The organism is Brevundimonas nasdae, assembly GCF_019395145.1.
GTDB classification, from domain to species: Bacteria; Pseudomonadota; Alphaproteobacteria; order Caulobacterales; family Caulobacteraceae; genus Brevundimonas; species Brevundimonas nasdae.
The window spans coordinates 3217496-3240711 of sequence record NZ_CP080034.1 but is presented as its reverse complement, the minus strand read 5'-3'; the positions used below and the strand labels follow the sequence as shown (position 1 = coordinate 3240711).

At 67.0% G+C, this 23216-nt stretch carries 30 protein-coding genes; 4 read left to right on the top strand and 26 right to left on the bottom strand.

Annotation, left to right across the window (positions count from 1 at the left end; all coding sequences use genetic code 11):
- Window positions 1-85 precede the first annotated feature (85 nt).
- On the bottom strand, window positions 86-517 hold the full coding sequence (locus KWG56_RS15805) for a hypothetical protein (protein WP_219352864.1): 432 nt from the start codon (window positions 515-517) through the stop codon (window positions 86-88).
- 33 nt (window positions 518-550) lie between these two features.
- Window positions 551-1075, bottom strand: coding sequence for a hypothetical protein (locus KWG56_RS15800; RefSeq protein WP_219352863.1), 525 nt, complete (start codon window positions 1073-1075; stop codon window positions 551-553).
- A 48-nt stretch (window positions 1076-1123) separates the two neighbouring features.
- Between KWG56_RS15800 and KWG56_RS15795 the strand changes: the two genes are divergently transcribed.
- Entirely contained in the window at window positions 1124-1390 is a 267-nt protein-coding gene (locus KWG56_RS15795; RefSeq protein ID WP_219352862.1) for a DUF7662 domain-containing protein, read from the top strand.
- Here KWG56_RS15795 and KWG56_RS15790 read toward each other — a convergent pair.
- From KWG56_RS15790 to KWG56_RS15705, 18 genes are all read right to left on the bottom strand, one after another.
- The gene (locus tag KWG56_RS15790; protein WP_219352861.1) at window positions 1387-1791 is read right to left on the bottom strand and encodes a helix-turn-helix transcriptional regulator; all 405 of its coding nucleotides are present in this window, start codon (window positions 1789-1791) and stop codon (window positions 1387-1389) included. The genes KWG56_RS15795 and KWG56_RS15790 overlap by 4 nt on opposite strands.
- The gene (locus KWG56_RS15785; protein WP_219352860.1) at window positions 1779-1985 is read right to left on the bottom strand and encodes a hypothetical protein; all 207 of its coding nucleotides are present in this window, start codon (window positions 1983-1985) and stop codon (window positions 1779-1781) included. The genes KWG56_RS15790 and KWG56_RS15785 overlap by 13 nt, the downstream gene beginning before the upstream one ends.
- Window positions 1978-2259 (bottom strand): hypothetical protein, encoded by a 282-nt coding sequence (locus tag KWG56_RS15780; protein ID WP_219352859.1) that lies wholly within the window; start codon window positions 2257-2259, stop codon window positions 1978-1980. The genes KWG56_RS15785 and KWG56_RS15780 overlap by 8 nt, the downstream gene beginning before the upstream one ends.
- Window positions 2256-2861 carry a lytic transglycosylase domain-containing protein gene (locus tag KWG56_RS15775; protein WP_219352858.1) on the bottom strand — a complete coding sequence of 202 codons (606 nt, stop codon included), beginning with the start codon at window positions 2859-2861 and terminating at the stop codon, window positions 2256-2258. The genes KWG56_RS15780 and KWG56_RS15775 overlap by 4 nt, the downstream gene beginning before the upstream one ends.
- On the bottom strand, window positions 2855-3370 hold the full coding sequence (locus tag KWG56_RS15770; RefSeq protein WP_219352857.1) for a S26 family signal peptidase: 516 nt from the start codon (window positions 3368-3370) through the stop codon (window positions 2855-2857). The genes KWG56_RS15775 and KWG56_RS15770 overlap by 7 nt, the downstream gene beginning before the upstream one ends.
- Complete coding sequence (locus tag KWG56_RS15765) at window positions 3367-4584, bottom strand: TraB/TrbI/VirB10 family type IV secretion system protein (RefSeq protein WP_219352856.1); 1218 nt, start codon at window positions 4582-4584, stop codon at window positions 3367-3369. The genes KWG56_RS15770 and KWG56_RS15765 overlap by 4 nt, the downstream gene beginning before the upstream one ends.
- Window positions 4581-5609 (bottom strand): P-type conjugative transfer protein TrbG, encoded by a 1029-nt coding sequence (trbG, locus tag KWG56_RS15760; RefSeq protein WP_236261261.1) that lies wholly within the window; start codon window positions 5607-5609, stop codon window positions 4581-4583. The genes KWG56_RS15765 and trbG overlap by 4 nt, the downstream gene beginning before the upstream one ends.
- Window positions 5588-6271 (bottom strand): conjugal transfer protein TrbF, encoded by a 684-nt coding sequence (gene trbF, locus KWG56_RS15755; RefSeq protein WP_201099744.1) that lies wholly within the window; start codon window positions 6269-6271, stop codon window positions 5588-5590. Before trbF ends, trbG begins: the two co-directional genes overlap by 22 nt.
- A 2-nt stretch (window positions 6272-6273) precedes the next feature.
- Window positions 6274-7683 carry a P-type conjugative transfer protein TrbL gene (gene trbL, locus KWG56_RS15750; RefSeq protein ID WP_219352855.1) on the bottom strand — a complete coding sequence of 470 codons (1410 nt, stop codon included), beginning with the start codon at window positions 7681-7683 and terminating at the stop codon, window positions 6274-6276.
- A gap of 11 nt (window positions 7684-7694) precedes the next feature.
- Complete coding sequence (locus KWG56_RS15745) at window positions 7695-8444, bottom strand: TrbJ/VirB5 family protein (protein ID WP_219352854.1); 750 nt, start codon at window positions 8442-8444, stop codon at window positions 7695-7697.
- Window positions 8395-10818, bottom strand: a complete 2424-nt coding sequence (gene trbE, locus KWG56_RS15740) for a conjugal transfer protein TrbE (protein WP_219352853.1) — start codon at window positions 10816-10818, stop codon at window positions 8395-8397. Before trbE ends, KWG56_RS15745 begins: the two co-directional genes overlap by 50 nt.
- A 7-nt stretch (window positions 10819-10825) precedes the next feature.
- Window positions 10826-11104: a VirB3 family type IV secretion system protein gene (locus KWG56_RS15735; RefSeq protein ID WP_035306146.1), complete on the bottom strand. Its 279-nt coding sequence runs from the start codon at window positions 11102-11104 to the stop codon at window positions 10826-10828.
- Window positions 11104-11424, bottom strand: a complete 321-nt coding sequence (locus KWG56_RS15730) for a TrbC/VirB2 family type IV secretion system protein (RefSeq protein ID WP_164952685.1) — start codon at window positions 11422-11424, stop codon at window positions 11104-11106. The genes KWG56_RS15735 and KWG56_RS15730 overlap by 1 nt, the downstream gene beginning before the upstream one ends.
- Before the next feature lie 605 nt (window positions 11425-12029).
- Window positions 12030-12782 carry an arsenical resistance protein ArsH gene (gene arsH, locus KWG56_RS15725; protein ID WP_219352852.1) on the bottom strand — a complete coding sequence of 251 codons (753 nt, stop codon included), beginning with the start codon at window positions 12780-12782 and terminating at the stop codon, window positions 12030-12032.
- Entirely contained in the window at window positions 12782-13198 is a 417-nt protein-coding gene (locus KWG56_RS15720; RefSeq protein WP_219352851.1) for a GNAT family N-acetyltransferase, read from the bottom strand. Before KWG56_RS15720 ends, arsH begins: the two co-directional genes overlap by 1 nt.
- On the bottom strand, window positions 13198-13785 hold the full coding sequence (locus KWG56_RS19080; protein ID WP_280638389.1) for a hypothetical protein: 588 nt from the start codon (window positions 13783-13785) through the stop codon (window positions 13198-13200). Before KWG56_RS19080 ends, KWG56_RS15720 begins: the two co-directional genes overlap by 1 nt.
- Before the next feature lie 77 nt (window positions 13786-13862).
- On the bottom strand, window positions 13863-15167 hold the full coding sequence (locus tag KWG56_RS15710) for a copper resistance protein B (protein ID WP_219352850.1): 1305 nt from the start codon (window positions 15165-15167) through the stop codon (window positions 13863-13865).
- A complete protein-coding gene (locus KWG56_RS15705) occupies window positions 15164-16939 on the bottom strand; it encodes a copper resistance system multicopper oxidase (RefSeq protein WP_219352849.1) in 1776 nt (591 codons plus the stop codon). Before KWG56_RS15705 ends, KWG56_RS15710 begins: the two co-directional genes overlap by 4 nt.
- A 505-nt stretch (window positions 16940-17444) precedes the next feature.
- Here KWG56_RS15705 and KWG56_RS15700 point away from each other — a divergent pair.
- Window positions 17445-18122 carry an acyltransferase family protein gene (locus KWG56_RS15700; RefSeq protein WP_219352848.1) on the top strand — a complete coding sequence of 226 codons (678 nt, stop codon included), beginning with the start codon at window positions 17445-17447 and terminating at the stop codon, window positions 18120-18122.
- A 9-nt stretch (window positions 18123-18131) separates the two neighbouring features.
- On the opposite strand, the gene KWG56_RS15695 is transcribed toward KWG56_RS15700, so the two are convergent.
- A protein-coding gene (locus KWG56_RS15695; RefSeq protein WP_219352846.1) for an IS5 family transposase occupies window positions 18132-18889 on the bottom strand; the annotation gives its coding sequence in 2 pieces (ribosomal slippage) (window positions 18132-18568 and window positions 18568-18889; 759 coding nt in all).
- A gap of 92 nt (window positions 18890-18981) precedes the next feature.
- Between KWG56_RS15695 and KWG56_RS15690 the strand changes: the two genes are divergently transcribed.
- The gene (locus KWG56_RS15690; protein WP_219352847.1) at window positions 18982-19146 is read left to right on the top strand and encodes a hypothetical protein; all 165 of its coding nucleotides are present in this window, start codon (window positions 18982-18984) and stop codon (window positions 19144-19146) included.
- Between the two features lie 21 nt (window positions 19147-19167).
- On the opposite strand, the gene KWG56_RS15685 is transcribed toward KWG56_RS15690, so the two are convergent.
- Genes KWG56_RS15685 through KWG56_RS15665 form a run of 5 tightly spaced genes read right to left on the bottom strand, consistent with a single transcriptional unit; the run spans window position 19168 to window position 22471 of the window.
- Window positions 19168-19869: a VIT1/CCC1 transporter family protein gene (locus tag KWG56_RS15685; protein WP_201098238.1), complete on the bottom strand. Its 702-nt coding sequence runs from the start codon at window positions 19867-19869 to the stop codon at window positions 19168-19170.
- Window positions 19866-20894, bottom strand: a complete 1029-nt coding sequence (locus tag KWG56_RS15680) for a sensor histidine kinase (RefSeq protein ID WP_244999539.1) — start codon at window positions 20892-20894, stop codon at window positions 19866-19868. The genes KWG56_RS15685 and KWG56_RS15680 overlap by 4 nt, the downstream gene beginning before the upstream one ends.
- A complete protein-coding gene (locus tag KWG56_RS15675; protein ID WP_236261163.1) occupies window positions 20891-21568 on the bottom strand; it encodes a response regulator transcription factor in 678 nt (225 codons plus the stop codon). The genes KWG56_RS15680 and KWG56_RS15675 overlap by 4 nt, the downstream gene beginning before the upstream one ends.
- A complete protein-coding gene (locus KWG56_RS15670) occupies window positions 21549-22163 on the bottom strand; it encodes a cytochrome b/b6 domain-containing protein (RefSeq protein ID WP_244999538.1) in 615 nt (204 codons plus the stop codon). The genes KWG56_RS15675 and KWG56_RS15670 overlap by 20 nt, the downstream gene beginning before the upstream one ends.
- Window positions 22164-22168: 5 nt before the next feature.
- Window positions 22169-22471, bottom strand: a complete 303-nt coding sequence (locus tag KWG56_RS15665; RefSeq protein WP_236261161.1) for a PepSY domain-containing protein — start codon at window positions 22469-22471, stop codon at window positions 22169-22171.
- Window positions 22472-22681: 210 nt separating this feature from the next.
- Here KWG56_RS15665 and KWG56_RS15660 point away from each other — a divergent pair, with 210 nt between their 5' ends.
- Window positions 22682-23146, top strand: coding sequence for a rubrerythrin family protein (locus KWG56_RS15660; RefSeq protein ID WP_201098234.1), 465 nt, complete (start codon window positions 22682-22684; stop codon window positions 23144-23146).
- Window positions 23147-23216: the final 70 nt, after the last annotated feature.

Below are 23216 nucleotides of genomic sequence, written 5' to 3'. Positions count from 1 at the left end.
TCAGTACGAACTGCCTCGAGTGTGCGCCAGATTCGGACGTCCGCTCGCCTTCAACTCTGGGATTTCCAATTCCGAAGCTCGCGGGTCAGGCGCGCCCTGCCGGCGCGCCGCCCCACTCTGCCAAGGGCAGCTCCATCGCGTAGCACCAGTAGATCAACAGGGCCGCGGTCAGCGCCTTGTCGTCCAGTCCCGACGGAAAGGTCGTTCCTGCACGCTCGCCAGCGATTTCATTGACCTGGATCACTGAAAGCGCCTGCGTCAGGCGAGAGCCCAGCACCCGGCCGGCCTCCGGCGAAACCCGCGTCCAGCGCTTGAGGCGGACGCGATCCTCAATCGCCGCGTCGGCTGCGGGTTCCGATGCCAAGGCATAGGCGACATCGCGCCACGGAGCGAAATACTGCGCCTCCGGCCAGAGCAGCCGAGACTGGTCGCTCCACGAAATGACGCCCGGCCTGCTCTGTTCCGGTCGCGAGATCGCGCTTTCGCAGAACGTCCTCAGAAGCTCGAATTTGTCCATATCGGTCTCACCAGGCCCTGAAGAACGACCCCGTCATCGCTGCCTGAGGTTCGGCGCCGGAAGGTCGTTGAGCTCACAAATCAGGGCCCGACAGCGATCGAATATGATCGCTACAAGGTTCGGCGGATAGACGTGCTCGCTTCCGTGGGCGATCTCGTTGCGAATATGGACGAGCAACTGATGATCGTCGCCCCACTGACTTTTCTGCGGCGGCGATAAAATGTTCCGATCAACCGCATAGCCCAGACGCCTTGCGAGGCCGGGCATCTTCCTGGCGTCAGCGCCCAGTCGGGTCTTCAGCGCGAACTCGAGACTGGCCAGGGCCTGGCCGGCGGCGACCACCATCAGTTCATAGTCGAGCCAGCCGTAGATCAAGGCGTTCAGGGCGCGCGCGTAGATCCTGACCACGACGTCCGGCGCGCCCGCAGGCAGCTGCAGATCCGCGACCATGTCGTAGTGGTCGCGGAATCTCAACGGGCGCAGGCCGTGGACCGGGTCATCCGTCATCACGATCCGGTATCGGGCGTCGGGCTCCAGGGCCTCAGCGTAGGTCTTCATTCGCGCCTGTCCCTTGGCAATGACGCCGCTGTCCGGCTTTGTGGGTCAATGGGCAAGTATGATCCGCTTCGGGACTATCTCCGCAAACTGAAGACCGATGAAGTCGAGCTCTCTTTCGCCGAGATGGAGCGAAAGATCGGCTATATGCTGCCCAAGAGCGCCAGCCTGCCGCAGTGGTGGGCGAACACAACCGACCCGGCCGCGACCCACGTTCAACGCAAGGCCTGGGGCGACGCCGGCTTCGACGCCTTTCTGATCGCCGGCGCCGACCGCGTCAGTTTCAAGCGGGTCCAATCGACCCGGTCCGCCCCCTAGCCTCCGAAGTCGAACGCAGCCTGGTTCTCCGGAACACCAGATTTCCGTTTCCGACGACTCCTGACGGGCTGATCCGAACCGGTCGCAGCCTCGGGCGCCGGTGATTGACGAGGCTCTTCCAGGGTTCTCCTGACTGGCGGTCTAACCGGCTCCGGCGCCGCCACTATGGCCCGGGGCTCCGGCAGACGCCTCGGTGTCCTCGCCCGCCGCCACGCCAGCAGCTCGCTCTGCCACCATCCGACCCGGTTTTGCGAGACCTGGACGCAGGCCGGGAAATCTCCGGTCTTCTGCATACGCCAGACCGTCGTCCGGCTCAGACCGCAGATCACCTTCACCTGCGACCAGGGGAGAATCCGGTCTTCCAACGCGTCGAACGGAGGCGGCTCGCTCACACTGTCCATGACACCGCCTCGTCCGCCCGGCGCTCCAGAACCTCGGCCAGCAATCGGGCGTCTCGCGCCGCATCCACCGGATCTCGAACCTCCCAGGTGCGAAGAACGTCCTTCAGGGCGAAGCTGACCGCCGGGTCGATCAGCAGGTCTGCCACGCTGGGCGCCCACTCCGTTCTGAACCCTTCCATTCCCGCCTCAGCCATGACGCCGACCCCTGGCCGCGGGCGGGGCAGCCGAGCGAAGGTCGCTGACCTGGTTCAAAGCCCAGGCGCGAAGCACGCCACGCGGATAGTAGGGCCTGTGCCGGACGTGGAGACAGGGAGGCCCATTGCCTCCGGTGGACCACAGTCGCGCAAGGGTCTCGGGCTTCATGCGGATGCCGAACTGGATCAGGAAGGCGGACGCTTCCTTGCGGGTCAGCAGATCCTCATCGGCGGCGTCAGTCACCGCCGCCACCGGTTCTGTCGCGGGGATCATCGGCCGGGCTCCGGCGCCCGGCACTCCCGGGAATTGCGGGCGCCCCTCCCGGCCGAGAGCGCGAGGTAGCAGTCAACGGCTGCGGCCACATAGGCTTGCGTCTCCGCTATGTTCGGTATGCGCCCGAGCCGGGCGACACGATCCGGACCCGAGTTATATGCCGCAAACGCCAGCCGGACGTCGCCGAAGCGCAGCAGTTGCCGGGCCAGATAATCCGCCCCACCATTCAGGTTCTCGATCGGATCGAACCGGTCTCTGACCGCGAGATCCGCCGCCGTTCCTGGCATCAACTGCGTCAGGCCACCGGCCCCGACCGGAGACACGGCATCGACCCGGTATGCGGATTCCACGATCACCAAGGCGTGTAGCATCTTGGGGTCGAGCCCATGCCGCTCGGCCGCGGCGGCGATCGCGTCCATGAAGGGTTGGGAAAGGGGCGCCAACCGGGGCGTGAGGTCTCCTGTGTCCGCCGGGTCCGATACGGGCTGCGTGATCGGCCGCCCGAACAGGTCGCCGCCGGCATTGCGCCAGTCGATCGATTGCGCCGCGGCATCGCCCGCGACAAACACCAGGGCCGCTGCGGCCACGAGGGTTCTCACCATGTCAGTGTCTCCCGAAACACCCCCTCCAGGTCTCGGGTTCGGACGGGGCCAAAATAGCGACTGTCGAAACTCCCCGGCGTGTCGCCGAGCAGGAAGAGCTCGTCCGGCGCCAGCCGACGGCATCCGGTCCAGCCGGGCAGATCCATTCCGCGCCGGTCTTGATCCAAAACTGGAACCGCCCTGTCAGGAGTCCGAACCACAGCGCCCTGTCGGCAAACCTGATCGCCGCCGATCGCGGCCACCCGTTTAATCAGCAGGACCTCGTCCGGCATGCCCAGCGCGCCCAGATAGCGCCGGGCGATCGGGGGTTGGGTCAGAGCGACCATCGCGCCCCTCTCTAGCGCGCCGCCAGGCTGTCGCAGATAGAGGCCACGCGGCACGCTGGGGCTCTCATTGACCAAAGCCAGGGCTGGCGTCTGGTCGGCGATCAGGGCGCCCAGGGTGAGGAAGAAGACGGTGACGCCGAGCACGGCCCAGCGGTTTCCAGTATCGAGAGGGGTCCAGGTCATGGCCGGTACGGCTCCAGGATCAGGTCTCGGGTGATCATCACGCGGACCGGCGCGCCGGCGCGCAGACGGATCGACGGCCGGACGTCCAGCTCCCGGTCCACGAGCCGCCCCCCGACCTGGGAGCCCTCGATGGCGGCGGCGTCACCGGCGTCGCCGAGCAGGCCGCCTGAACCCTCGCCATCGCCGTCGCGTGCGATCTGACCGAGGGTGGTGATCGCGCCGGCGAACAGGGTCCCGACCAGCAAAGGGAATAGCCGCCGATCGACCTGGCCCCGAACCCCGACCGCGCCTTGCGCGTCCACGCCGGGCTCGCCGGTGAGGACGAGACTTTTGCCGTTGGGCAGGATCAGCCGGTCCCAGGTCAGGAAGGCGCGTCGGTCGCCATAGGCGCTCTCGCCCTCATGGCGGCCGATAAGCCGGGTCCCCTGGGGCAGGACGAGATGGCGTCCGCTGACGGTGTCGTAGACGTTCTGCGAGACCGTCGCGACGACCGGCCCGGCGCGCGCGGTGTCCACCCCGGTCAACAGGACCGCAGGAATGATGGCGCCAGCCTTCAGCTCATAGGGCGACAGCGGCGCCGTCAGGGTGTGGCCATTGTAGGTAGCGCCGACGTCCGCAGCGTCCGCACGAGCGCCGGCCATCGCTGGACCCGTCCCGGCACGCGCGGCAGGACCGGCTCCGGTCGACGGCCCCTCGAAGAACAAGCCCGATCGCGCCGCCTGTTCGCCCGGATTGGGCCCGGTCGCCCGGGTCGTCCGCGATGGCGCATAACCGGCGCTATACCGGCCCGGCGCGGGCGACGGCGGAGGGACACCAGGCTTAGCCGTCTCTGCCTCGGCTCCAGTGCGCGGCTCGGGCAGCCGGTCATAGGTCGCGGGCTGGTCGGTGACCGCTTCGGAGGGTCGAACGGAGCCCCGGGCCTGCTCTTCCCGGCCCTCGACGGCGCGGAGCCGGGCGCTGTCGCGCAGTTCCGGCTGGACGACGAAGGCCCAGGCCAGGGAGCCGGAGACGAGGATCACGCCGCCGATCACGATCGTCTGGACGACCGACTTGCGCAGCCGGGTGACCGGCGGACGCGGCGCCCGCATCGACAAACCAGGCGGCGGCGCCTTGGCCTTGCTGGTAAGGTCGGGTCTGACCTCAGGGTCGACGCCGGACCCTGCCGAAGAAGCGACGTCGTCGGGATTGTGGGGGGTATCCTGGAACGAGCTCATCGGGCGGCTCCCTGGAGGCGGCGGATACGAACGATCTGGGGGCGACGATCGCCGAGCCTGAGCTCGGCGCGATCGAAGACGCGATCGACGATGAACAGACCCCCGGCCTGGCGGTAGTTGACCATCTGGGTCTCGCCGTCGGCGGCGATCACGAACAGGGCCGGCGCTTCGTCGATCTGAAGATCGGGGTCGAAAGCGATGAAGGTGCGCTGCCCGTCGTTGAAGACCGAGGCCGGCGTCCACCGTGCACGGCGCCCTTGCGGCTCTATCCGATAGCGGGCGTCGATAGGCCCCTCCGGCATCGCCACCGGGTCCGACACGCGGATTTCCGCCGCCTCGGCGATCGGCGCCATGGCCGGGGGATCCATCGCCCCGGTGTCCCAGGCGACCGCCGCGTTGAACCCTGAGGCGTCACCGCTCTTCAGGTCGATGAAATAGACCCGCCGGTTGGTGGTCAGGACCAGGTTGGTCTCGAGTCCTCGTTGCAGCGGCTTGAGGAGGACGTGGGTTCGCTGACCTGCGCCCTCCCCGGACGTGGTCTCCCCGATCTGCCAGCGGACGGTGTCGCCGGCTGCCTTGGAGACCAGGATCTCGCCGGCCCCCAGGGTCAGGGTGGTGACCCGCAGAGGCGCCGTCCAGACCTCGAACACCCGACCCGGAGACCAGGCGAACACCTGGACCCCGCCGACGAAGGCGTCCGATCGCGAGGCGGCGCGGGCGTCGAGGTTGGCGGCGACGATGGCGCGGCGGCCGGTCATCCCCGTCGCTGGCGCCACGGCGGTCGGCTGGGCTTCATAGGGCGTGCCGACGGGAACGGCGGGCGCCAGGGTCGCATCGGCGACCAGCGCATCATCGACTTGTACCGTCGATTGCGGCAGGGCTCCGGCTTCGGCGATGACGGCAGCCTCGGCCTCCACGACAGGCAGGGGCGACATCGGCGGCGGCCCGGATGTTCGGCCGAACACGGCGCAGCCGGACAGGCTGAGGCCCAGGCCGGCCAGGATCAGGAAGCGTCGGGGGTCCATGATACGTCCTCGATTTTCAGTCCAAGGGGGTTCTTCATCAGCTCGGCCTCGGTGCGGGGCGGCTGGGTCGTTGTGGTGATCAGGGCGCGCCAGCGCTCGACGCCGGCCTGCTGGCCGTTGACGAAACGGGTCTCGCGCCATTGCAAATCGTAGGTCCGCTCGGTGCGCCGCACGACGTTGAGCACTTCGACGTTGACGGCTTCGCGTCCGACCTCGGCGAAGGGGTCGTGGCTCTGCGCCCAGGCGTTAAGGAAGCTCGCCGCCTTGGGCATCATCAGGTCGTAGGCCCGAAGCCAGTTCTGCCGGATCACGATCGGGTCGATCGACTTGGAGCGGACGTCACGCACCCAGCCGGCCAGCGCGTGTCCGATCTGGGCTTCGGTCGGTTCGTAGCGGCCGCCGATCGCTGTGATCCTCTGGGTCTGTCCGAGATCGGAGACCTCGACCACGAAGGGTTTGACGACGGCCCTGTCGGCCTGCACCCACCAGCCCGCTCCGAGGAAACCGGCGAGGACGAGATTGGCCACCGCGATACGGCGCCAGTTCCGGGCATGGGCCAGGGACAGCCCCATCCGGTCGTCCCAGATCTGGCCGGCGCGCTGATAGGGGGTCGTCTCGGGCGCCGAGGCCAAGGCGCGTTTGGGACGAAAGAAGGGGTGCATGGTCAGGACTCCTCGTTTCTCAGGTTGGGAGACAGGACGCCGCTGGTTTCGCCAGCAGGCATGAGGCCGCGCCCGGCGTTGGCGACGAAGAAGGCTTGCAGGGCCTGGGCGCGCGCAGGCGGCTTCGACCCGCCGGACGCAGCCGACCGAGCGGCGGCCTGATGGAAGTCGGACCGGGCGGCCTTGGTCTCCGCGGCGATCTTCTCGGCCGGCCGGCCCGGACGCGCCCCGCCGCCATCGTTGGCCGCGCCGCCGGATCCTGTGGCTTCGCCCGAAGCCGAACCCGATGCCTGGCGAGGCTGCCAAGCCACGGCGGGCTCAGACACGCCGCCAGGGGAAGGCGAGGGCGCGGCTGACATCGCCCCGCCCGATGGTCGACGCGGACCGGACGGCGACGGATTGTCATTGGAGGGTTTGGGAGGCGTCGAGGGCGGAGGCGACATTGGCGGGGTCGGGGATCGGCCGCCTCCAGCGCCGGCCGCGGCCCGGGCCGGGCCAGACATCTTAGCCGCGCCGCCTGCGACCGCCGTGCCCGCACCCGCGATCCCGGCTCCGGCCAAAGCGGCGCTGCCGCCGACGGCGATTCCGGCCGTGATGGCGGCCCCGGCGCCCAGGGCCGGCCCGCCCGTCACCAGGGCCGAAGCCAGATTGGGGATGAACATCGCCAGCATGGCCAGAAGGATCGAGGCGACGAGGATGCTCAACGCTTCGTAGATGTCGGGATTGGCCGAAGGCTGGAGCTGGTCGAAGACGGTTCGGGCCCCGGAGATCACGATGGCCAGGGCGAGCACCTTCAGGCCCGACGACACGACGTAGCCCAAGGGCCGTTCGGCCAGGAAGGCGGACTTGTTCCAGATGCCGAAGGGCAGGAGGATGAACCCGCCCAGAGTGACGATCTTGAACTCGAGCAGGGCCACGATGATCTGCAGCGCCAGCACGGCGAAGGCCAGCATGATGCCGATCATGGCCAGGCCCAGGATCAGAGCGTCTGCCATGTTGCCGACCACGTCGAGCGGATTGTCGACGGGCGCAGGGGTCTCGCCCAACGCCTTCACGATCTCCCAACCCTGGGCCAGGATGGCCCCCGGATTGAGGAAGTCGGCCCGGCTGAGCGATCCGGCCCCGGCCGTCAGACCCAGTTCAATGAACCCGGCGTAGATCGTCTCGGACAGCTGTTGCCAGTCGTTGATCAGCCAAGCGAAGGCTCCGATCAGCAGCACCTTTCCAAAGCCGGAGGCCAGGACTTCGCGATTGGAAGACATCGCCCACTGGATGCCGGTCAGGGCGACGACCAAGACGATCAGCAGCCCGAAGACGCCGTTGACCGCGCCCTGCAGGGCGTCGAACCCGGCCGATATGGTGTTGGAGAACACCACCATCAGCTCATTGGGGGTTTCCACTCCGACCGACATCGTTCCGCTCCTTAGTCCCGCGCGTGCGACAGCGGATCGAAGGTCGGTGCGGCGGGCGTTCCGGCCGAGCCCGCCCAGCGGCGGCGACGGGCCTCGTCCCCCGAGGCCTGGGTCGCGGCGTCGCGCGCCGTCGCCTCGGCCAGAAGCCGGGACTGGGCGAGCATGATGGTGCGTAACGCCGCCAGATCCTCGGCGAGGACGGCCAGCATCTGGTTGGAGGACTGGATCGCGGCCGTCTGACCTGCGGCGGCTTCGCTGGCGGACAGGGCGCCGGTCAGTCGCTGGTTGCGACCTTGTCCAAGACGTTCCAGTTCAGCCGCCGTGCGGGCGACGTCCTCGGCAGTGCGCCGTGCGTTGGCGGTCCGGGCCTGACTCTGCTCGAGAAGCCGCAACATGTCGGAGCCGGACAGGTCGTCGGGATAGAGGGTCTGGAGCTGCTGCTCCAGGCCGCTGACCGAGCTGGCGATCCCGCGCGCCGTGCGGGCCAGTTCGGCCATGTCGCGCAAGGACTGACTGTTGCCGGTCAGATGGCTGTAAGGCGAGGCCGCAAGGTTCCTGGCCTCATTGGCCAGGCTCTCCAGCTGACGCGCCGCCTGAAGCGCATTTTCGATGTGGTTGCGGGGGTCGAAGACGACCTGTTGTGCCGGCGCCGGGGTCGCGGTCGCCAGCAGGCTGACGGCGACGAGGCCGGCGGCCAGGATCTGGACCGGCCTATTCGGCCGCGAGCGGTCGGGCGAAGGCGTCGAAAACGGCATCAACATTGTGCACTCCCTTGGCTGTGAGAAATTCCCGCGCGAATCCGGCCTCTCCGGAGGCGGCGAGGATGTCGTCGATGAGGGTCTGGTCTTCCGGCGCGCTGGCTCCGCAGAGGGCGAGGGCCACGCCGGTCAGGCGCAGGTCGAACAGGCGTCGGCCGCGGGGCTGGCGCCAGTAGTAGGCCCGCTTGGGCGTGGCGAAGGCGATAAGCTCGAGCTGACGTCGGTTCAGGCCAAACCCCTGATAGAGCCGGGCCGAAGAGGGTTCGAGCGCGCGGGGGTTGGGAAGGAAAACCTGGGTCGGGCAACTCTCGATTAGACTGGTCGCGATCGGCGAGGCGGCCACGTCGTCCAGGCTCTGGGTCGCGAACACGACGGCCACCCGCTTTTTGCGCAGTGTCTTGAGCCACTCCCGGATCTTGGCCGCGAAAGCCGTCTCGCCGAGAAACAGCCAGGCCTCGTCGAGCACCAGCAATGTGGGCCGGCCGTCAAAGCTGCGCTCCAGGTGATGGAAGAGCGCCGACAACACCGGGGCCACAGCGGAGGGCGTGGCCATCAGGCTTTCCAGCTCGAAGGTGTCGAACCGGCTGGGAACGAGCGCCTCGCCCTCTCCGTCGAGCAGGGCGCCGTGCGGACCTTTGAGTGTCAGGGGCTCCAGCGCTGCGGCGACGGCCTTATCCTGCACCAGGGCGCAGAAGACCGTCAGCGTGCGCTGCGCCAAGGGGGCGTCGGCCAGGGCCGCGAGCGCTGCCCAGATCTCTTCACGGATCCTTGGTACAGGCTCCAGCCCCGCGAGCCGGACGGTCTCGGCGATCCATTCCGACGCCCAGGCCCGTTCGATCTCCTGGTCGATGCGCGCCAGGGGCTGGAGCGAGAACCGGGCGCCGGGCTCCAACGCGCGCCAGCAACCGCCGGCGGCGAGTGTCGCGGCCCGGGCCGAACGGCCCTTGTCGAAGAAGACGACCCGGGCGTCCGGGTAACGGAACCACTGCAGCGCCAGAAAGGACAGGAGCGCGCTCTTGCCCGAGCCCGTTGGCCCGACGACCATGGCATGGCCGACGTCGCCGACATGGAGCGCGAGACGGAAGGGGGTCGACCCTGTCGTCCGGGCCGTCGCCAACGGTGGGCCGTTTAGGTTCAGGTCCAGGGACGGGCCGGCCCAGACCGCCGACACCGGCAGCAGATCGGCCAAGTTCAGGGTCGAGACGAGCGGTCGGCGGACGTCGGCATAGGGCTCGCCCGGCAGGGAGCCAAGCCAGGCCTCCACGGCATTGAGGTCCTCGATCCGGGCCAGCAGCCCCTGAGCGTTCAACGCGGCCTCGATGGCCCTCGCCTTGGCGGCCGCGCCGGCCTCCGTCGCGTCGAGCACGGTCACCGTCAGGGTCAGATAGCCGAAGGCGCAGGCCTCGGCCCCCAAGGCGGCCAGGGCGCCGTCGCACTCCTCGGTCTTGGAAGCCGCGTCGGTATCGAGGAGCGGCACCTCCTCCTTGGTGATGGCTTCACGCAGGAGAACACCGACACCCTTGCGCTTGGCGAACCAGCGCTTCCTCAGCTTGACGATCTCGCGCTCGGCCTCAGGCTTGTCGAGCCCGATCCAGCGGGCCGTCCAGCGGTAGGGAAACGGCAGGGCGCCGAGCGCATCGAGCAAGCCGGGCCGGGTGACCGATGGCAGGCCGCGCACCGACACGACCTTGAGCCAGCGGTCGCCGAGGCGTGGGGCGATCCCGCCCGAGAGGTCGGCGTCCGCCAGCCAGGCGTCCAGATACATGGGCGAATCCGGCGCGGCGACGGTGAAGGTTTTGGGCGAGACACAGTCGTGCAGCCAGGTCAGCAGCGCCGTGTCGTCGAGCGGATCGACCTCAGGCAGGGCGTCCGACAGGAGGTCGAGCGTGGTTTCCGCCTCCCGGGTGAAGACCGCCAGGGCCTGGCGCCAGTCCGTGCCGCCCTTGGCCAGGCCGTCGAACAGCCAGCGCTCCATTCTCCGCGTCTCGTCGGCCGGCGGCAGCCAGGTCAGAGCCAAACGAAAATCCGTCTCGAAGGCGGGGTCGCCCGCCTCGAAACGGCTGCGGCGCTCCTCATCGAGAAGCCAGGCGACATCAAGGTCGAACGCGCTCTCCGGATAGGGGGCGGCCTCGCGGCGGCGCGCCTCCATATGCAGGCACCAGCCCGTCCCGAGACGCTTCAGCGCATTGTTCAGACGCGCCCGGACGGCCATCAGCTCGTCTTCGGTCGAGGACTCGAGGTCCGGTCCCCGGAACCGGAAGCCGGTCGTGAAGGAGCCGTCCTTGTTCAGGACCACGCCCGGCGCGACAAGAGCGGCCCAGGGCAGATGGTCGGCCAGGGCCGCCGGGCGTCTGCGATGTTCTTCGAGAAAGCGCATCGGCCCCTCACGCGTCCAGATGGCCAGGCAGGGCGAGGTGGCGCCGAAGCACATCGAAGAACCGGCGGTCCGCTCTGGCCGCCCACAAGCCGATCGCGTGGGCGACGGCCCACCACAGAAGGCCGAGCCACCAGATCCGCAGAGCCAGGCCGAGCACCACCGCGATCGTCCCCATGGCGATGGCGTAGTCCCGGGGCATGCCGGCCATGAGCACCGGTTCGGTCAGGGCCTGGGCGACCGGAAGATCCCAGCCCTCCGGTCGGCCATCTTGGAGGGAGCCGGCCATCATCCGATCTCCGCCCCGCCGGCGAAGCCGAAAAAGTCGAGGAAGAAGGTCGAGGCTGCGAAGGCAATGCAAAGGCCGAACATGATGCCCAGACCGCGCCGCATTGAGGATCCGTTCTCGCTCATCGCGATCCCGGCGCCGAAGACGACCACCGCAACGACTGCTGCAGCCTGGACCACGGGCCCGGTGATGGACTGGACCACCTGCTGGAGCGGCCCTTCCCACGGCATCCCTGAACCTCCGGCCAGGGCCGGCCCGGCCATCATCAGGCCGCACGTCATCATCGCGCCGAACAGGCGGCGCCCAAGTCTTCCACGCATGTCTTGCTTCCTGTGTTCAGCGCGTCTCAGCGCGATGCACCACATTGCAAGCAAATATATCCACAAGTTGTCAACTCTGTGGATCGATTATTTTACGCGACTTACAGACGACTGTCGTACAACTCGCCACGACTCAAAACATGACTTGCGAAGACTTGTCGTTCGAAAGTCACCCCGACTTAGATTGCGACTTTCCACGACTTGCGTTTCGTGCCCGACAGCGCTCGTTGTCAAACGACGCCGCCTCAATTTCAGGTGAAGGATTGGCCTCAAGCCAAGACGCTGATTGCGTAGCTGTCGTCGCCCAAAGGCTCGATACCGAGTACGGCCTGGACCTGCCGTCCGGAGGCGGTCCGGCAGATGTGGACATCCAATCTATCGGTGGATGATCGGGCGGCGAGGTGTCCAGGAGAAAGTTTTGGCCGACTGCCTCCCCGAACGGCCCTATCGCGGTGAGCCAGCGGCGCTTGATTCGAGAGGTCTGAGACGCGGCTGAGGTCTGAAATGCGCGCCACAAGCAAATATTCGGGTGACCGCGAAATTTGACGTTGCACTCGGACGGGGGTCCGGCGCTTAACTTTCCGGCATCTAACGCCCCGCCCCCTTCAGAGGGTTGCTATAGCGATTGCGGAGAGATCCGAGTTGATCTCGACCGGAACCCCGGCGGCCTTGCGTTCGGAATAGCGGTCCACCAGCTGGACGGCGTGGGGCCGGACCAGAATGGTGAAGCGCACCAGCTCCTCCATCACGTCGACGATCCGCTCATAGTAGGCCGAGGGCTTCATCCGGCCGGCCTCGTCGAATTCCTGGAAGGCCTTGGCCACGCTCGACTGGTTGGGGATGGTGACCATCCGCATCCAGCGACCCAGGAGACGCAGGGTATTGACGGCGTTAAAGCTCTGGGACCCGCCCGACACCTGCATGACGGCGAGTGTCCGGCCTTGAGTCGGGCGCATGCCGCCCAGGCTCAACGGCAGGTGATCGATCTGCAGCTTCATCACTCCGGACACCTGACCGTGCCGTTCCGGACTGCACCAGACCATGCCCTCCGACCAGAAGGCGTGCTCGCGCAGCTCGCGCACCGCCGGATGGTCGTCGTCGCCGGGCGCGCCCGGCAGGGGGAGATCGGAGGGGTCGAAGATGCGGGTCTCGCATCCCATGCGCTGCAGCAGGCGGGCCGCTTCCTCGACGCAGAGCCGCGAATAGGACCGCTCGCGCAGCGATCCGTACAAGAGGAGGATACGCGGCGCCGGGTCGGTGGGGCCCAGCCCCCGGGCGGGCTCGGCGGACAGATAGGCCGCGTCCAGAGCCGGCAGGTGACCCGGATCCGGCAGCGAGCGCAGGCGAGCGAAGGTCATCAGAGATCCTTGGTCAGATAGGCGGCCGACGCCGGGCAGACGTCCGCGAACTCGCGGGTTCGCCGGATCGCGGGGGGCGCAGACCCCCGATCGGCGACGACGAAGCCGTGCCGGGTGAAGAAGCGCTCGGCCGTCGTGGTGAGCAGATGCAGACGTGCAGCGCCCAGGTCGCCGCCGGCGGTCTCGGCGGCGGCCAGCACCCGACTTCCCAGGCCGCGGGCCTTCTGGTCGGCAAGTACGACCAGGGAGCGCAGCAGCAGGTCGCGCCCCTCCCCTTCCAGCCCGACGTAGCCGATGACCGCGCCGTAGTGATCGGCGCTGAAGTAGCGACCGGCGCCGGGTTCGGGCAAACCTGCGCCGCGCAGGCTCGCGATCAGACCGGCGTCATCCGCGTCCAGGAGATGCAGGACGACCATCAGGCGGCGTCCGCTGGTGGGGCGGTATCCGGGAACCAGCGGCGACCCATCCACAGCGCGACGGACACCAGCAGGATCAGCACCGGGACCTCGACCAAGGGGCCGATGACCGCCGCGAAGGCGACGGGCGAGGTCAGCCCGAAGGCTGCGATGGCCACCGCGATCGCCAGCTCGAAATTGTTCGAGGCCGCCGTGAAGGCCAGGGCGGTTGTGCGCGGATATCCTGCCCTGCCCAGATGAGCCAATAGGGCGTCCGCACCCGGCTCGAGCCGCATGTCACGGTCGCGTTGAAGGCTGAAGGCGTCAGCCATCCGCTCGGCGACCTCCCGAGACGGTGGTTGTCGGCCGCTTCCCAGTAACGCCTCAAACGCGTCGGCGACAATGATGCGCCGAGCCTCGGAGGGACTCAGGCGACCAAGCGCATGCCGTTTCGGATCGCCCCAGAACGCCTGACCGGACCGCGTCAGCGCACGCACCGCCTCCTCAGGTTCAAGAGCGCCCAGCTGGGCTCGAAACTGCTGACAGACGGTTCTCCATAGTAGGTCCGGACGGCGGTAGGCCGAGATCAGGGTGTCGTCGAGATCCATCACGACAGCCCGGATATCTCTGAACACCTCCATCCCGGATCCTGCTCCGCGCCCCGTCGCGATCCGTCCGACCCTCGCTAGAACCAGGCCCGAATGCCGACGACGAACCGGGTGTCTTCCGCGCTCCGACCGTCTGCCTCCAGAAAGTCCGCCGTATTGCCGAAGCTCCTTGTCCATTCGACACCAACGTAGGGGGCGAACTCCTTGCGCACTTCATAGCGGAGACGCGCGCTGAGTTGCAGGGAACTCAGGCCGGAGCCGATCGAGAGCTCGGGAATGTCCTCCGCGGACAAGAGAACTTCTGCTCGCGGTTGCAGAATCCATCGCTGCGTGATGCGCTGATCGTAGAGCGATTGAACACGTGCCGTGAGTTCTCCCCTGTTGGAAAGGAAGGCGGAGGCGTCGACCTCAAACCAGTAGGGCGCGAGGCCCTGCATCGCCACGACCAGGTCGGTTCTGTCCGCTTCGGGTCGGTAGGTCTGACGGAGGCCAGCCTGCAGATTCCAGAACGGCAGGACGGCCCTGCTGTACAGCGCCTGAACCTCGGCTTTCTCGAGCTTGCCGCCGAATGTCCCCTCACCCTCGGACTTCCACCAGAAGCGATTGATATCGCCGCCGCTCCATCCTTGGGCATCCCAGCCATAACCTTCACCGTCGTCGGCAAAGGTTCCCTCCAGCCGCTCCACGATAACCGCGGTTGTCAGGATGTCGCCGTTTTCGATGCGCAATTCCTCGCGGGACGCCTCCATTTCGGCCGGATCGAACAACAGGTCTGCCGCGTGGGCTGGCCCGCTTGAGGCCCCTGCCGGAGGGGGTGTTTCAGGCGGCCGCCCCGGATTGTTAGCGCTGGTCGGCACGTCCGGCGGCATGGTCATGCCCTGCATGTCATGCCCGGTGGGCATCCGACCCATGGTCGGCATGTTGTGACCCGCCGGCATTGCCGATGTGGCTGGAACCTGGCCCATGGTCGACATGTCATGACCCGCCGGCATCGCCGGTGCGGCCGGAGTCTGACCCATGGTCGACATGTCGTGACCCATCGGCATCGCCGGTGCGGACGGAACCTCGCCCATGGTCGACATGTCATGGCCCGCCGGCATCGCCGGTGCGGCCGGAGTCTGGCCCATGATCGACATGTCGTGACCCGCATGTGGGTCCGGCGAGGACGTCGGCAGCCCGGCCGGAACCGCGCCCGTCGGGCAGACGGGGGCTCCGGGGGCTCCGATTCGAGAGGGGTCGGCATCCGGGGCACCACGACGGACGCAGCCGGGCGGCAGCGGAACGGGCTGCGCCTGGACCGCCGGCGTATGACCGGCGTGGGACTGGGCGAAGGCCGGTGTCGAGACCAGCAGCAGCGGCAGCAGGGCGACGGAGCGGATCATCCGGCAGCTCCTTCCATGGGTCGAACGGTGACGACGTTGAACATCCCGGCGTGCATGTGCATCAGCAGGTGGCAGTGGAACGCCCAGTCGCCGGGATTGTCGGCAGTCAGATCGAAGGTGACCTTGCCGCCCGGCGCGACGTTTACGGTGTGCTTCAGCGGCTGGTGTCCGGCAGGACCACCGGTGACCAGTTCGAAGAAATGGCCGTGCAGATGGATTGGGTGCGCCATCATGGAGTCGTTCACCAAGGTGACGCGCACCCGTTCATTCCGTTCGAAGCGGAACGGCTCTACGCCGTCACTGAACTTCTCGCCGTCGAAGCTCCACATGAACCGCTCCATGTTGCCCGTCAGATGGATCTCCATGTTGCGACTCGGCGGACGCTGGTCCTTATTCGGCTGCAGGGCCACAAGGTCGGTATAGACCAGCACCCGATGGTCGACGTCGGCCAGGCCAATGGGGCGTTCCGCAAGGCGGTTGATCGGCGTCATGGCGATGGCGTCAACGCCGACGCCGACCTTCATATCTGGCGGTGCGTTCTCGGGGTCCCGCATATTCATGCCGGCCATGGGCCCCATTGCCGCTCCGCCTGCGGCCGCCGAATCCGTTCCCGGCATCGGAGCGGCCGGTGCCATTCCAGGCATGGACCCGTGGTTCATCCCGCCCATGCCCATGTCGGCCATGGTCAGGTTGGGCACCTCGCGAAGTGGCGGGACCTCGGCGGTCATGCCCATGCGCGGGGCCAGGGTGGCGCGGCCCATGCCCGAGCGGTCGATGGCCTCGGAGACGATGGTGTAGGCGCGATCCTCGGTCGGACGCACGATGACGTCATAGGTCTCGGCCACAGAGATCTGGAACTCGTCGGTCTCGACCGGGCGCACATTCTCGCCGTCGGCCTGGACGACGGTCATGGCCAGGCCGGGGATGCGGACGTTGAAGATCGACATGGCCGAGGCGTTGATGATGCGCAGCCGTACCCGCTCGCCGGGCCGGAACAGGCCGGTCCAGTTTTCCTGCGGCCCGTGGCCGTTGATCAGATAGGTGTAGGTCGTGCCACTCACATCAAGGATGTCGCGCGGATCCATCCGCATTCTGCCCCATCTCCGGCGTTCTTCCAGACTCATCCGGTCACTGCCGTCCAGCAGCCCGGCCAGGGTGGTCCGCTGGCGATTGAAATAGCCGGGGCTCTTCTTCAGCTTTTCCAGGATCTCGTGCGGATGCATGAAGCTCCAGTCCGACAGGACCAGCACATGCTCGCGGTCATAGACGACGGGATCGGCGCCCGCCGGGTCGATGACGATCGGACCGTAGTGCCCCAGCGCTTCCTGCAGGCCCGAGTGGCTGTGGTACCAGAAGGTGCCTGACTGGCGGACCGGGAACTCATAGACGAAGGTCTCGCGCGGCTTGATCCCCGGAAAGCTGATGCCCGGAACGCCGTCCATCTGGAAAGGGAGCAGGATTCCGTGCCAGTGGATCGAGGTGTCTTCCTCAAGCTGGTTGTGCACCGCCAGCCGCACGTTCTGTCCCTCGCGCAGCCGAAGCAGAGGCGCGGGAAGCGTGCCGTTGATCGTTGTCGCGGTCGCGGTCCGTCCATTGACGGTGAAGGGCGATTCACCGATCGTCAGGTCGATGTTCGGCCCGGTCAGGGTGGGCAGGTCGGCGCGTAGCCCCGGAGACCCCGTCTGGGCCCAGGCGGGCATCAGTCCCTGGAGGCTCAAAAGGCCGCCCCCGGCGACCGCGCCGCGCAACAATCCTCGACGATCGAGCTTCATGGCGTACTCCTGAAATTCATATGGACGGCTCGCTGGATCGAGCGACGGCCTCTAGGTGTCTACGCATGCGGCGGGCCCAGCCCTCGCGACAGGCTGATGCATGTCGCGAATTTGTTCGGACGTTGGGCCAGGCGCTGACGGCCGCTAACCAGAGCGTCGGCGAGCAGCGCCACGCTCCTTGGACTTCTGAAGCGGATTTATACCCTATGGGGATCGGCGGCCCAGCCATCGCCCAAAACCAAATCCGTGCTCGATGAGACCAAGCCATAGGTTCGCGGGGTTCCCGTCTGCCGATCACCGGCGCCGACGGCAGGCTTCATCGCCGCTGGAAGGGAAAGCCGTAAGGGTCCTGACATCGACCGGCCGGAACCGGAAGGCGGGCATGCAACGGCGAGGGAGGCTGCACGAATTCTAAAATCTCGCCAGCATGAGGGCCTTCCGCGACCGATGCGTAACCCAATTAGACGGGCGTTCGTGTCCCGTCAGACCCTGGGGGCCTTCGCGCATGACGTCCGTAACGCCCACGCGCGACGGCTATCCCGCCGATCTGAGAGCCCTGACCAGCCTGCGGGCCTTCCTGGCGGTGGGCGTGGTCCTGTTCCACTACCAGCTCCAGTGGGACCCCGCCCTGGGTTTCAGCCCGATCATCGAGCGGTCCCGCCTGGCGGTCGATGTTTTCTTCATGCTGTCGGGGTTCATCCTGGCGCATGTTTATGGCCCGGCCTTCGCCGCGGGTGCCTTCAGCTACCGGCGCTTCATCGTCGCCCGCATTGCCCGGCTCTACCCTCTGCACCTCGCCGTGCTGGGCGGCGTCCTGGTCATGGTGATCGTCGCCGGGGCCGCCGGGGTCCAGTACGACCCGGCCACCTACACGCTGGAGGGGTTCATCAAGACCCTGCTACTCGTCCAGGCCTGGCTTCCAAGCCTGGTCGGATACAACTGGAGCGGCCCGTTGTGGTCCCTCTCGGCCGAATGGTTCGCCTATCTGCTTTTCCCCGTCTATGCGTTGATCGCGACGAAGCTGAAGACCCGGCCCTGGATATTGCTGTTGCTGGGAATTTTCGGCTTCATCGTGGTCGATGCCGTCTATGGCCAGATGTCCGGCAAGGTGCTGCCCCGCGCCGAGGACGACATGGGCATCCTACGCATCCTGCCGGAGTTCCTGATCGGAATGGCGCTCTAGGCTCAGGACTCATAGCCAGAATAGCACTGTAGCGGCGAGGGCGATGGCGGACAGGAAGACGGTCGGGCACCGATCGTAGCGGGTGGCGACGCGACGCCAGTCCTTGAGCCGGCCGAACATGATTTCGATGCGGTTTCGGCTTTTGTACCGGCGCTTGTCGTAACGGATAGGCGCGGTCCGGGATTTTCGACCGGGGATGCAGGGCGTGATGCCCTTGGCCTCCAAAGCGTCCCTGAACCAGTCTGCGTCATAGCCCCGGTCGCCCAGCAGCCATTGGGCCTTGGGAAGGCTGTCCAGCAGGGCCGCAGCACCGGTGTAGTCGCTGACCTGGCCTGCCGTCATGAACAGGCTGATGGGGCGTCCGTTCGCATCGGTTACGGCGTGAAGCTTGGTGTTCATGCCGCCTTTGGTGCGTCCGATGAGCCGCCCAAGACCCCCTTTTTTACCGCGAGGCTCGAAGCCGTACGGTGCGCCTTGAGATAGGTCGCGTCGATCATGAGGGTGCGCCGTTCGGCCTGAGCGCCGGACAGTCCCTCCATCATCCGGATGAAGACCCCGGCCTCGCTCCAACGCTTCCAGCGGTTGTACAGCGTCTTGTGTGGGCCATAGACCGGCGGCGCGTCACGCCAGCGAAGCCCGTTGCGGTTGACGAAGATGATCCCGCTCAACACCCGACGATCATCCACCCTGGGCTTGCCGTGGCTCTTGGGGAAGTGCGGCTGCAGCCGCGCCATCTGCTCGTCCGTCAGCCAATAGAGGTCGCTCATATCCAGTCTCCTTACAGAGCCTGAATCAGATCGAGCACATCACATCAATGGGTCCTGAGCCTAGTGCCTTGGATGCCACCCCGCCGGCGCGCTTGGCCGTTCCCCTCGCCGTTCTCGTCGTGGCGGGGTCCGCCTATGCCGCGACCCGCATCGACCCGCAGGCCTTCACACCGGGCGCGCATGGCGAAGCCGGCGAAGGCGGTGACGGCGGCGAAGGCGGTGACGGCGGCGAAGCCGGGGAAGCGGACGAAGACTGAACCGGCTTGAGCACAGCCGGGCTAGATGACGGTCCCGAACAGGTGGCCGATGCCGGCGGTCAAACCCATGGCGAAGGCCCCCCAGAAGGTGACGCGAACGATAGCCTTGGCGATACCGGCGCCTCCGACCCTGGCGCCGATGCCGCCCAGCAGGGCCAGCCCGACGAGGGCTGAGCCCGACACCAGGGCGACGAGCAGCGATCCGGGGGCCACGACCACCATCGCCAGCGGCAGGACCGCTCCCACCGAGAAGGTTGCCGCCGAAGTCAGGGCGGCCTGGATCGGGCGCGCCGCCGTATGTTCCGATAACCCCAGTTCGTCCCGCGCGTGCGCCCCCAGCGCATCATGGACCATCAGCTGGCGCGCGACTTCCAACGACACATGCGCATCGACGCCCCGGCTGCGATAGATCGCGGCCAGTTCGCGGGTCTCGGCATCGGGGTCAGCATCGAGCTCGGCGCGTTCGCGTGCCAGATCGGCCGCCTCCGTATCGGCCTGCGAGCTGACCGAAACATATTCGCCCGCCGCCATCGACATTGCGCCGGCGACCAGGCCGGCAACGCCCGCGACGAGGATTCCGGTCTTGCTGGTCTGGGCGGCGGCGACGCCGACGATCAGACTGGCGGTGGACACCAGCCCATCGTTGGCCCCCAGAACAGCGGCTCGAAGCCAGCCGATCCGGGAGACCAGATGGCGTTCGGGATGGCGCTCAAGTCGGCTCATGATTGGGTCTCGGTGGAAGGGGAAAAGACGAGGATCAGTTCGGACCGATCCGGCCGGGTCTCGATCCATCCACCATGCGCCGCCATGATGCGCGAGACGATAGCCAATCCCAGACCCGCGCCGCTTGTGCTGGCGTGATCTCCACGGCGATAACGTTGGCTGAGGTCAGCAAGGCGCTCCGGCGTCAGTCCGCCCCCGCCGTCGCTCACCGAAAGCCGCGCGCCCGGGCCGGCCGTAACCGTCACCGTTCCGCTGGACGGCGTCACCCGCAGCCCGTTCTCGACCAGATTTCTAAGCGCGGCGCCGATGGCCTCTCGGCGACCTTTGACTAAGACGTCATCATTGAGTTCCAACGCCACCGACTTGTCGTCCGCGACGGCGAGAGGGGCATACTGCGAGACGATTTCCGTAGCGATTTCGGCCAGATCAACCGAAGTTGCCGACACAGGAGCCGCCGCCTGCGCGTCCAGCTGCGCCAGCACCAGAAGCTGATCGACCAGTCGCGACATCGCCGAAACATCCCGTTTCAACCGCTGGCCCTCGGGCGATTCGAGCCGATCCAGCTCGAGCGCGAGCACGGCCAGCGGCGTTCGCAGTTCATGGGCGACGTCGGCGGCAAAGGCTTCCTGACGGGTCGCGGCTTCATCGAGACGCGAGAGCATACCGTTGACGGCGTCGGCGAAGCCCGTCGCCTCGGCCGGAAAGTCATGCACATCGACCCGGAAACCCTTGTCGGCGGCCTGGGCGGCCTCAATCCGCGCGCCGGCAAGGCTCAGCGGCCGCAGGGATGACCGGATCACCCAAAGCGCAGCCAGGGTCATGGGCACGATCAAGACGAGCAGGGGCACCACGACATGGTCGGCGACCTCGTTCGCGATCCCCGCGAACTGGATCTCGTCCCGCCTCGCGCGAGACGACAGGCCGTACTCGACGCCGACAAACAGAAGCAGAATGAAGCCCCCGATGACGCTCATCAGCGCAAACCCGAGCATCAGGCGCTGGAAGATAGAGGGGGTGCGGGTCAAGCGACGGCGTCCCGCATCAGATAGCCCAGCCCACGGACGGTGTGCAGCATTCCTGTGCACCCCGCATCGTCGAGCTTGCGACGAAGTCGGGAGACCGCCACCTCGACGGCATTGGGCGTGACCGGCTCGTTGAATGCATAGAGCGATTCCTCCAACGACCCCCGGGTCACGACCGAACCCGCCCGACGCATCAGCGTCTCCAGAAGGTCGCCTTCACGGCGGGAGAGTTCGATCGGCAGGTCACCGTGCGCGGCCTGGCGCGACGCGACGTTAAAGGCGAGCGCGCCGACGTGAAGCACCGGCGTCATCCGCTGACCGGGCCGCCGCAGGATCGCGCGACACCGCGCCGACAGCTCCGAAGCCTCGAATGGCTTGACCAGATAGTCGTCCGCGCCGGCGTCCAGCCCCGTAACCCGATCGTCGAGCCCCCCGCGCGCGGTCAGCACCAGAATGGGCGTCAGGTCGGTCGCGCGCCGCAGGGTCCTGACCCAGTCGAGCCCGTCGCCATCCGGCAGTCCGAGGTCGAGGAGGATCAGATCGTAGGTCGCGCTGGCGACCGCCTCCGCCGCGCCCTCGATGTCCTGACGCCAGTCCACGACGAAGCCGTCGCGGGCGAGCCCTTCGCTCAGGAGCTCGCCCAGCCGGACCGTGTCTTCAACGAGGAGGAGACGCATGATCGACATCCGTTCCGCTGGCGGCGCGTTTCCAGCCGGTCACCATCGACATAACCAGATTTTCGCGGTGGCGCCAGCTTTCCACGAGGGCTGCGACGACATGCAGGATCGCAAGCGCCATGATGGTGTTGGCGGCGGTCTCGTGGGTGGCCTCAAGCCAGGGTGCGCCCCAGAAAGCGTCCAGGCCCATCATCCATCCGGTCACGCCGCAGAAGAGCGACAGCAGGATCAGCGCGATCATCATCAGACCGCCCGCCGGATTATGGCCGATGTAGCGCGGCTCCCTTCGCTGGATCATGGCTTTCAGATAGCCGGCGAGGCGACGGGGACCGGCGACGAAGTCCGAGAATCGGGCGTGACGCGGGCCGACGAAACCCCACACGAGCCGGATCGCGATCGCCGCCACGATCACATAGCCGACGTAGCGGTGAACCGCCTTCAGCTCACGAAACACAGTCAGGTTGGCGACGATCCCTGTGACAAGGGTCCAGTGAAACAGTCGAACGACCGGATCCCAGACCTTGGTGCGCTTGGGTGTCTCCGCAGGGGATGGGGCGAGTGACCCATCCCCAAGAACCACGGTTGCCTTGGTCACTGCGCTCAATCCTCGTTGTTCTGGACCACGGCGCCAGTCACTGGGTTGAAATAGACCTCGGCGCGACGGCCATTGGCGGCGCGGGCATAGATCTCGTAGCAGCTGCCGCTGACCTGAAAGACGCGGATGTTGGTGTAGCCGAGTTGGGCCACACGAGCCCGCATCTGGGCCTCGGTCAGCCATTGGGCGCGGGGCGCGGTGGTGCAAACCGGGCCGGCCGAGACCGAGGTCGCAAAGCCGGTCATGGCCATGCCTACGGTAGCGGCGAGGGTCAGGGCGATGCCCGAAGGAATCAGGAACGTCTTCATGGGGAGCCTCGAGAAAGCTGGACTTGTCGCCGGACGACATCACCCGGTGACGCCAACCTGACGTCCGAAGCTGACGGCGACCTGACGGCTGGGGCGACATTCAGTCCGAACGTGAGCGGCCGGGTGATTTCATTTCGTCAGGCTCCGGTCAGCCTTCGGGCCGAGACAGCACCGGCGCATCGGGCGCATCCCAGACACCGGAGCCTTCCCATGACCCTCAAGATCTTTCTGACCACCGCCGTCGCCGTCGCCCTTTCGGCCGGAGCGGCATCCGCTCAGGACCTGAACCCGCAGACGCGGGCCAATCTGGAAGCCGCCATGCATGGCGAGGCCTTCGCCAACCTCAAGTATCTTCGCTACGCTGAGGTCGCCCGCGAGAGCGGCAATGCCGAACTGGCCCAACTGTTCGAAAGCTCCGCCAACGTCGAGGCCAACGAGCATTTTGCGCGCGAAGCCGACGCCCTGAAGCTGGACGGGACCAACGAGGCCAATCTGGTGGATGCGATGGCCGGGGAGCAGTACGAGAACGTCACCATGTATGTCGGGTTCGCAGATCAGGCCCAGGCAGCGGGCGATACGCGCGCTGCAGCGATGTTCCGGCAGATCGCCTCCGACGAAGGTGATCACTACGAACGCTATCGCGCCGCAGCTGAACGCCTCCGTCAGGCCCGCTAGACTGTATTGCGCTGCTCCCTTCGTCACGAGCGGACGAGGGGGGCACAGGCGTGGGTAGACCTGTGGCTGT

Coding starts and splice junctions, on each gene's coding strand:
- KWG56_RS15805 (WP_219352864.1), bottom strand. CDS start 517: ATGGACAAATTCGAGCTTCTGAGGACGTTCTGCGAAAGCGCGATCTCG.
- KWG56_RS15800 (WP_219352863.1), bottom strand. CDS start 1,075: ATGAAGACCTACGCTGAGGCCCTGGAGCCCGACGCCCGATACCGGATC.
- KWG56_RS15795 (WP_219352862.1), top strand. CDS start 1,124: ATGGGCAAGTATGATCCGCTTCGGGACTATCTCCGCAAACTGAAGACC.
- KWG56_RS15790 (WP_219352861.1), bottom strand. CDS start 1,791: ATGGACAGTGTGAGCGAGCCGCCTCCGTTCGACGCGTTGGAAGACCGG.
- KWG56_RS15785 (WP_219352860.1), bottom strand. CDS start 1,985: ATGGCTGAGGCGGGAATGGAAGGGTTCAGAACGGAGTGGGCGCCCAGC.
- KWG56_RS15780 (WP_219352859.1), bottom strand. CDS start 2,259: ATGATCCCCGCGACAGAACCGGTGGCGGCGGTGACTGACGCCGCCGAT.
- KWG56_RS15775 (WP_219352858.1), bottom strand. CDS start 2,861: ATGGTGAGAACCCTCGTGGCCGCAGCGGCCCTGGTGTTTGTCGCGGGC.
- KWG56_RS15770 (WP_219352857.1), bottom strand. CDS start 3,370: ATGACCTGGACCCCTCTCGATACTGGAAACCGCTGGGCCGTGCTCGGC.
- KWG56_RS15765 (WP_219352856.1), bottom strand. CDS start 4,584: ATGAGCTCGTTCCAGGATACCCCCCACAATCCCGACGACGTCGCTTCT.
- trbG (WP_236261261.1), bottom strand. CDS start 5,609: ATGGACCCCCGACGCTTCCTGATCCTGGCCGGCCTGGGCCTCAGCCTG.
- trbF (WP_201099744.1), bottom strand. CDS start 6,271: ATGCACCCCTTCTTTCGTCCCAAACGCGCCTTGGCCTCGGCGCCCGAG.
- trbL (WP_219352855.1), bottom strand. CDS start 7,683: ATGTCGGTCGGAGTGGAAACCCCCAATGAGCTGATGGTGGTGTTCTCC.
- KWG56_RS15745 (WP_219352854.1), bottom strand. CDS start 8,444: ATGTTGATGCCGTTTTCGACGCCTTCGCCCGACCGCTCGCGGCCGAAT.
- trbE (WP_219352853.1), bottom strand. CDS start 10,818: ATGCGCTTTCTCGAAGAACATCGCAGACGCCCGGCGGCCCTGGCCGAC.
- KWG56_RS15735 (WP_035306146.1), bottom strand. CDS start 11,104: ATGGCCGGCTCCCTCCAAGATGGCCGACCGGAGGGCTGGGATCTTCCG.
- KWG56_RS15730 (WP_164952685.1), bottom strand. CDS start 11,424: ATGCGTGGAAGACTTGGGCGCCGCCTGTTCGGCGCGATGATGACGTGC.
- arsH (WP_219352852.1), bottom strand. CDS start 12,782: ATGACCTTCGCTCGCCTGCGCTCGCTGCCGGATCCGGGTCACCTGCCG.
- KWG56_RS15720 (WP_219352851.1), bottom strand. CDS start 13,198: ATGGTCGTCCTGCATCTCCTGGACGCGGATGACGCCGGTCTGATCGCG.
- KWG56_RS19080 (WP_280638389.1), bottom strand. CDS start 13,785: ATGGATCTCGACGACACCCTGATCTCGGCCTACCGCCGTCCGGACCTA.
- KWG56_RS15710 (WP_219352850.1), bottom strand. CDS start 15,167: ATGATCCGCTCCGTCGCCCTGCTGCCGCTGCTGCTGGTCTCGACACCG.
- KWG56_RS15705 (WP_219352849.1), bottom strand. CDS start 16,939: ATGAAGCTCGATCGTCGAGGATTGTTGCGCGGCGCGGTCGCCGGGGGC.
- KWG56_RS15700 (WP_219352848.1), top strand. CDS start 17,445: ATGACGTCCGTAACGCCCACGCGCGACGGCTATCCCGCCGATCTGAGA.
- KWG56_RS15685 (WP_201098238.1), bottom strand. CDS start 19,869: ATGAGCCGACTTGAGCGCCATCCCGAACGCCATCTGGTCTCCCGGATC.
- KWG56_RS15675 (WP_236261163.1), bottom strand. CDS start 21,568: ATGCGTCTCCTCCTCGTTGAAGACACGGTCCGGCTGGGCGAGCTCCTG.
- KWG56_RS15665 (WP_236261161.1), bottom strand. CDS start 22,471: ATGAAGACGTTCCTGATTCCTTCGGGCATCGCCCTGACCCTCGCCGCT.
- KWG56_RS15660 (WP_201098234.1), top strand. CDS start 22,682: ATGACCCTCAAGATCTTTCTGACCACCGCCGTCGCCGTCGCCCTTTCG.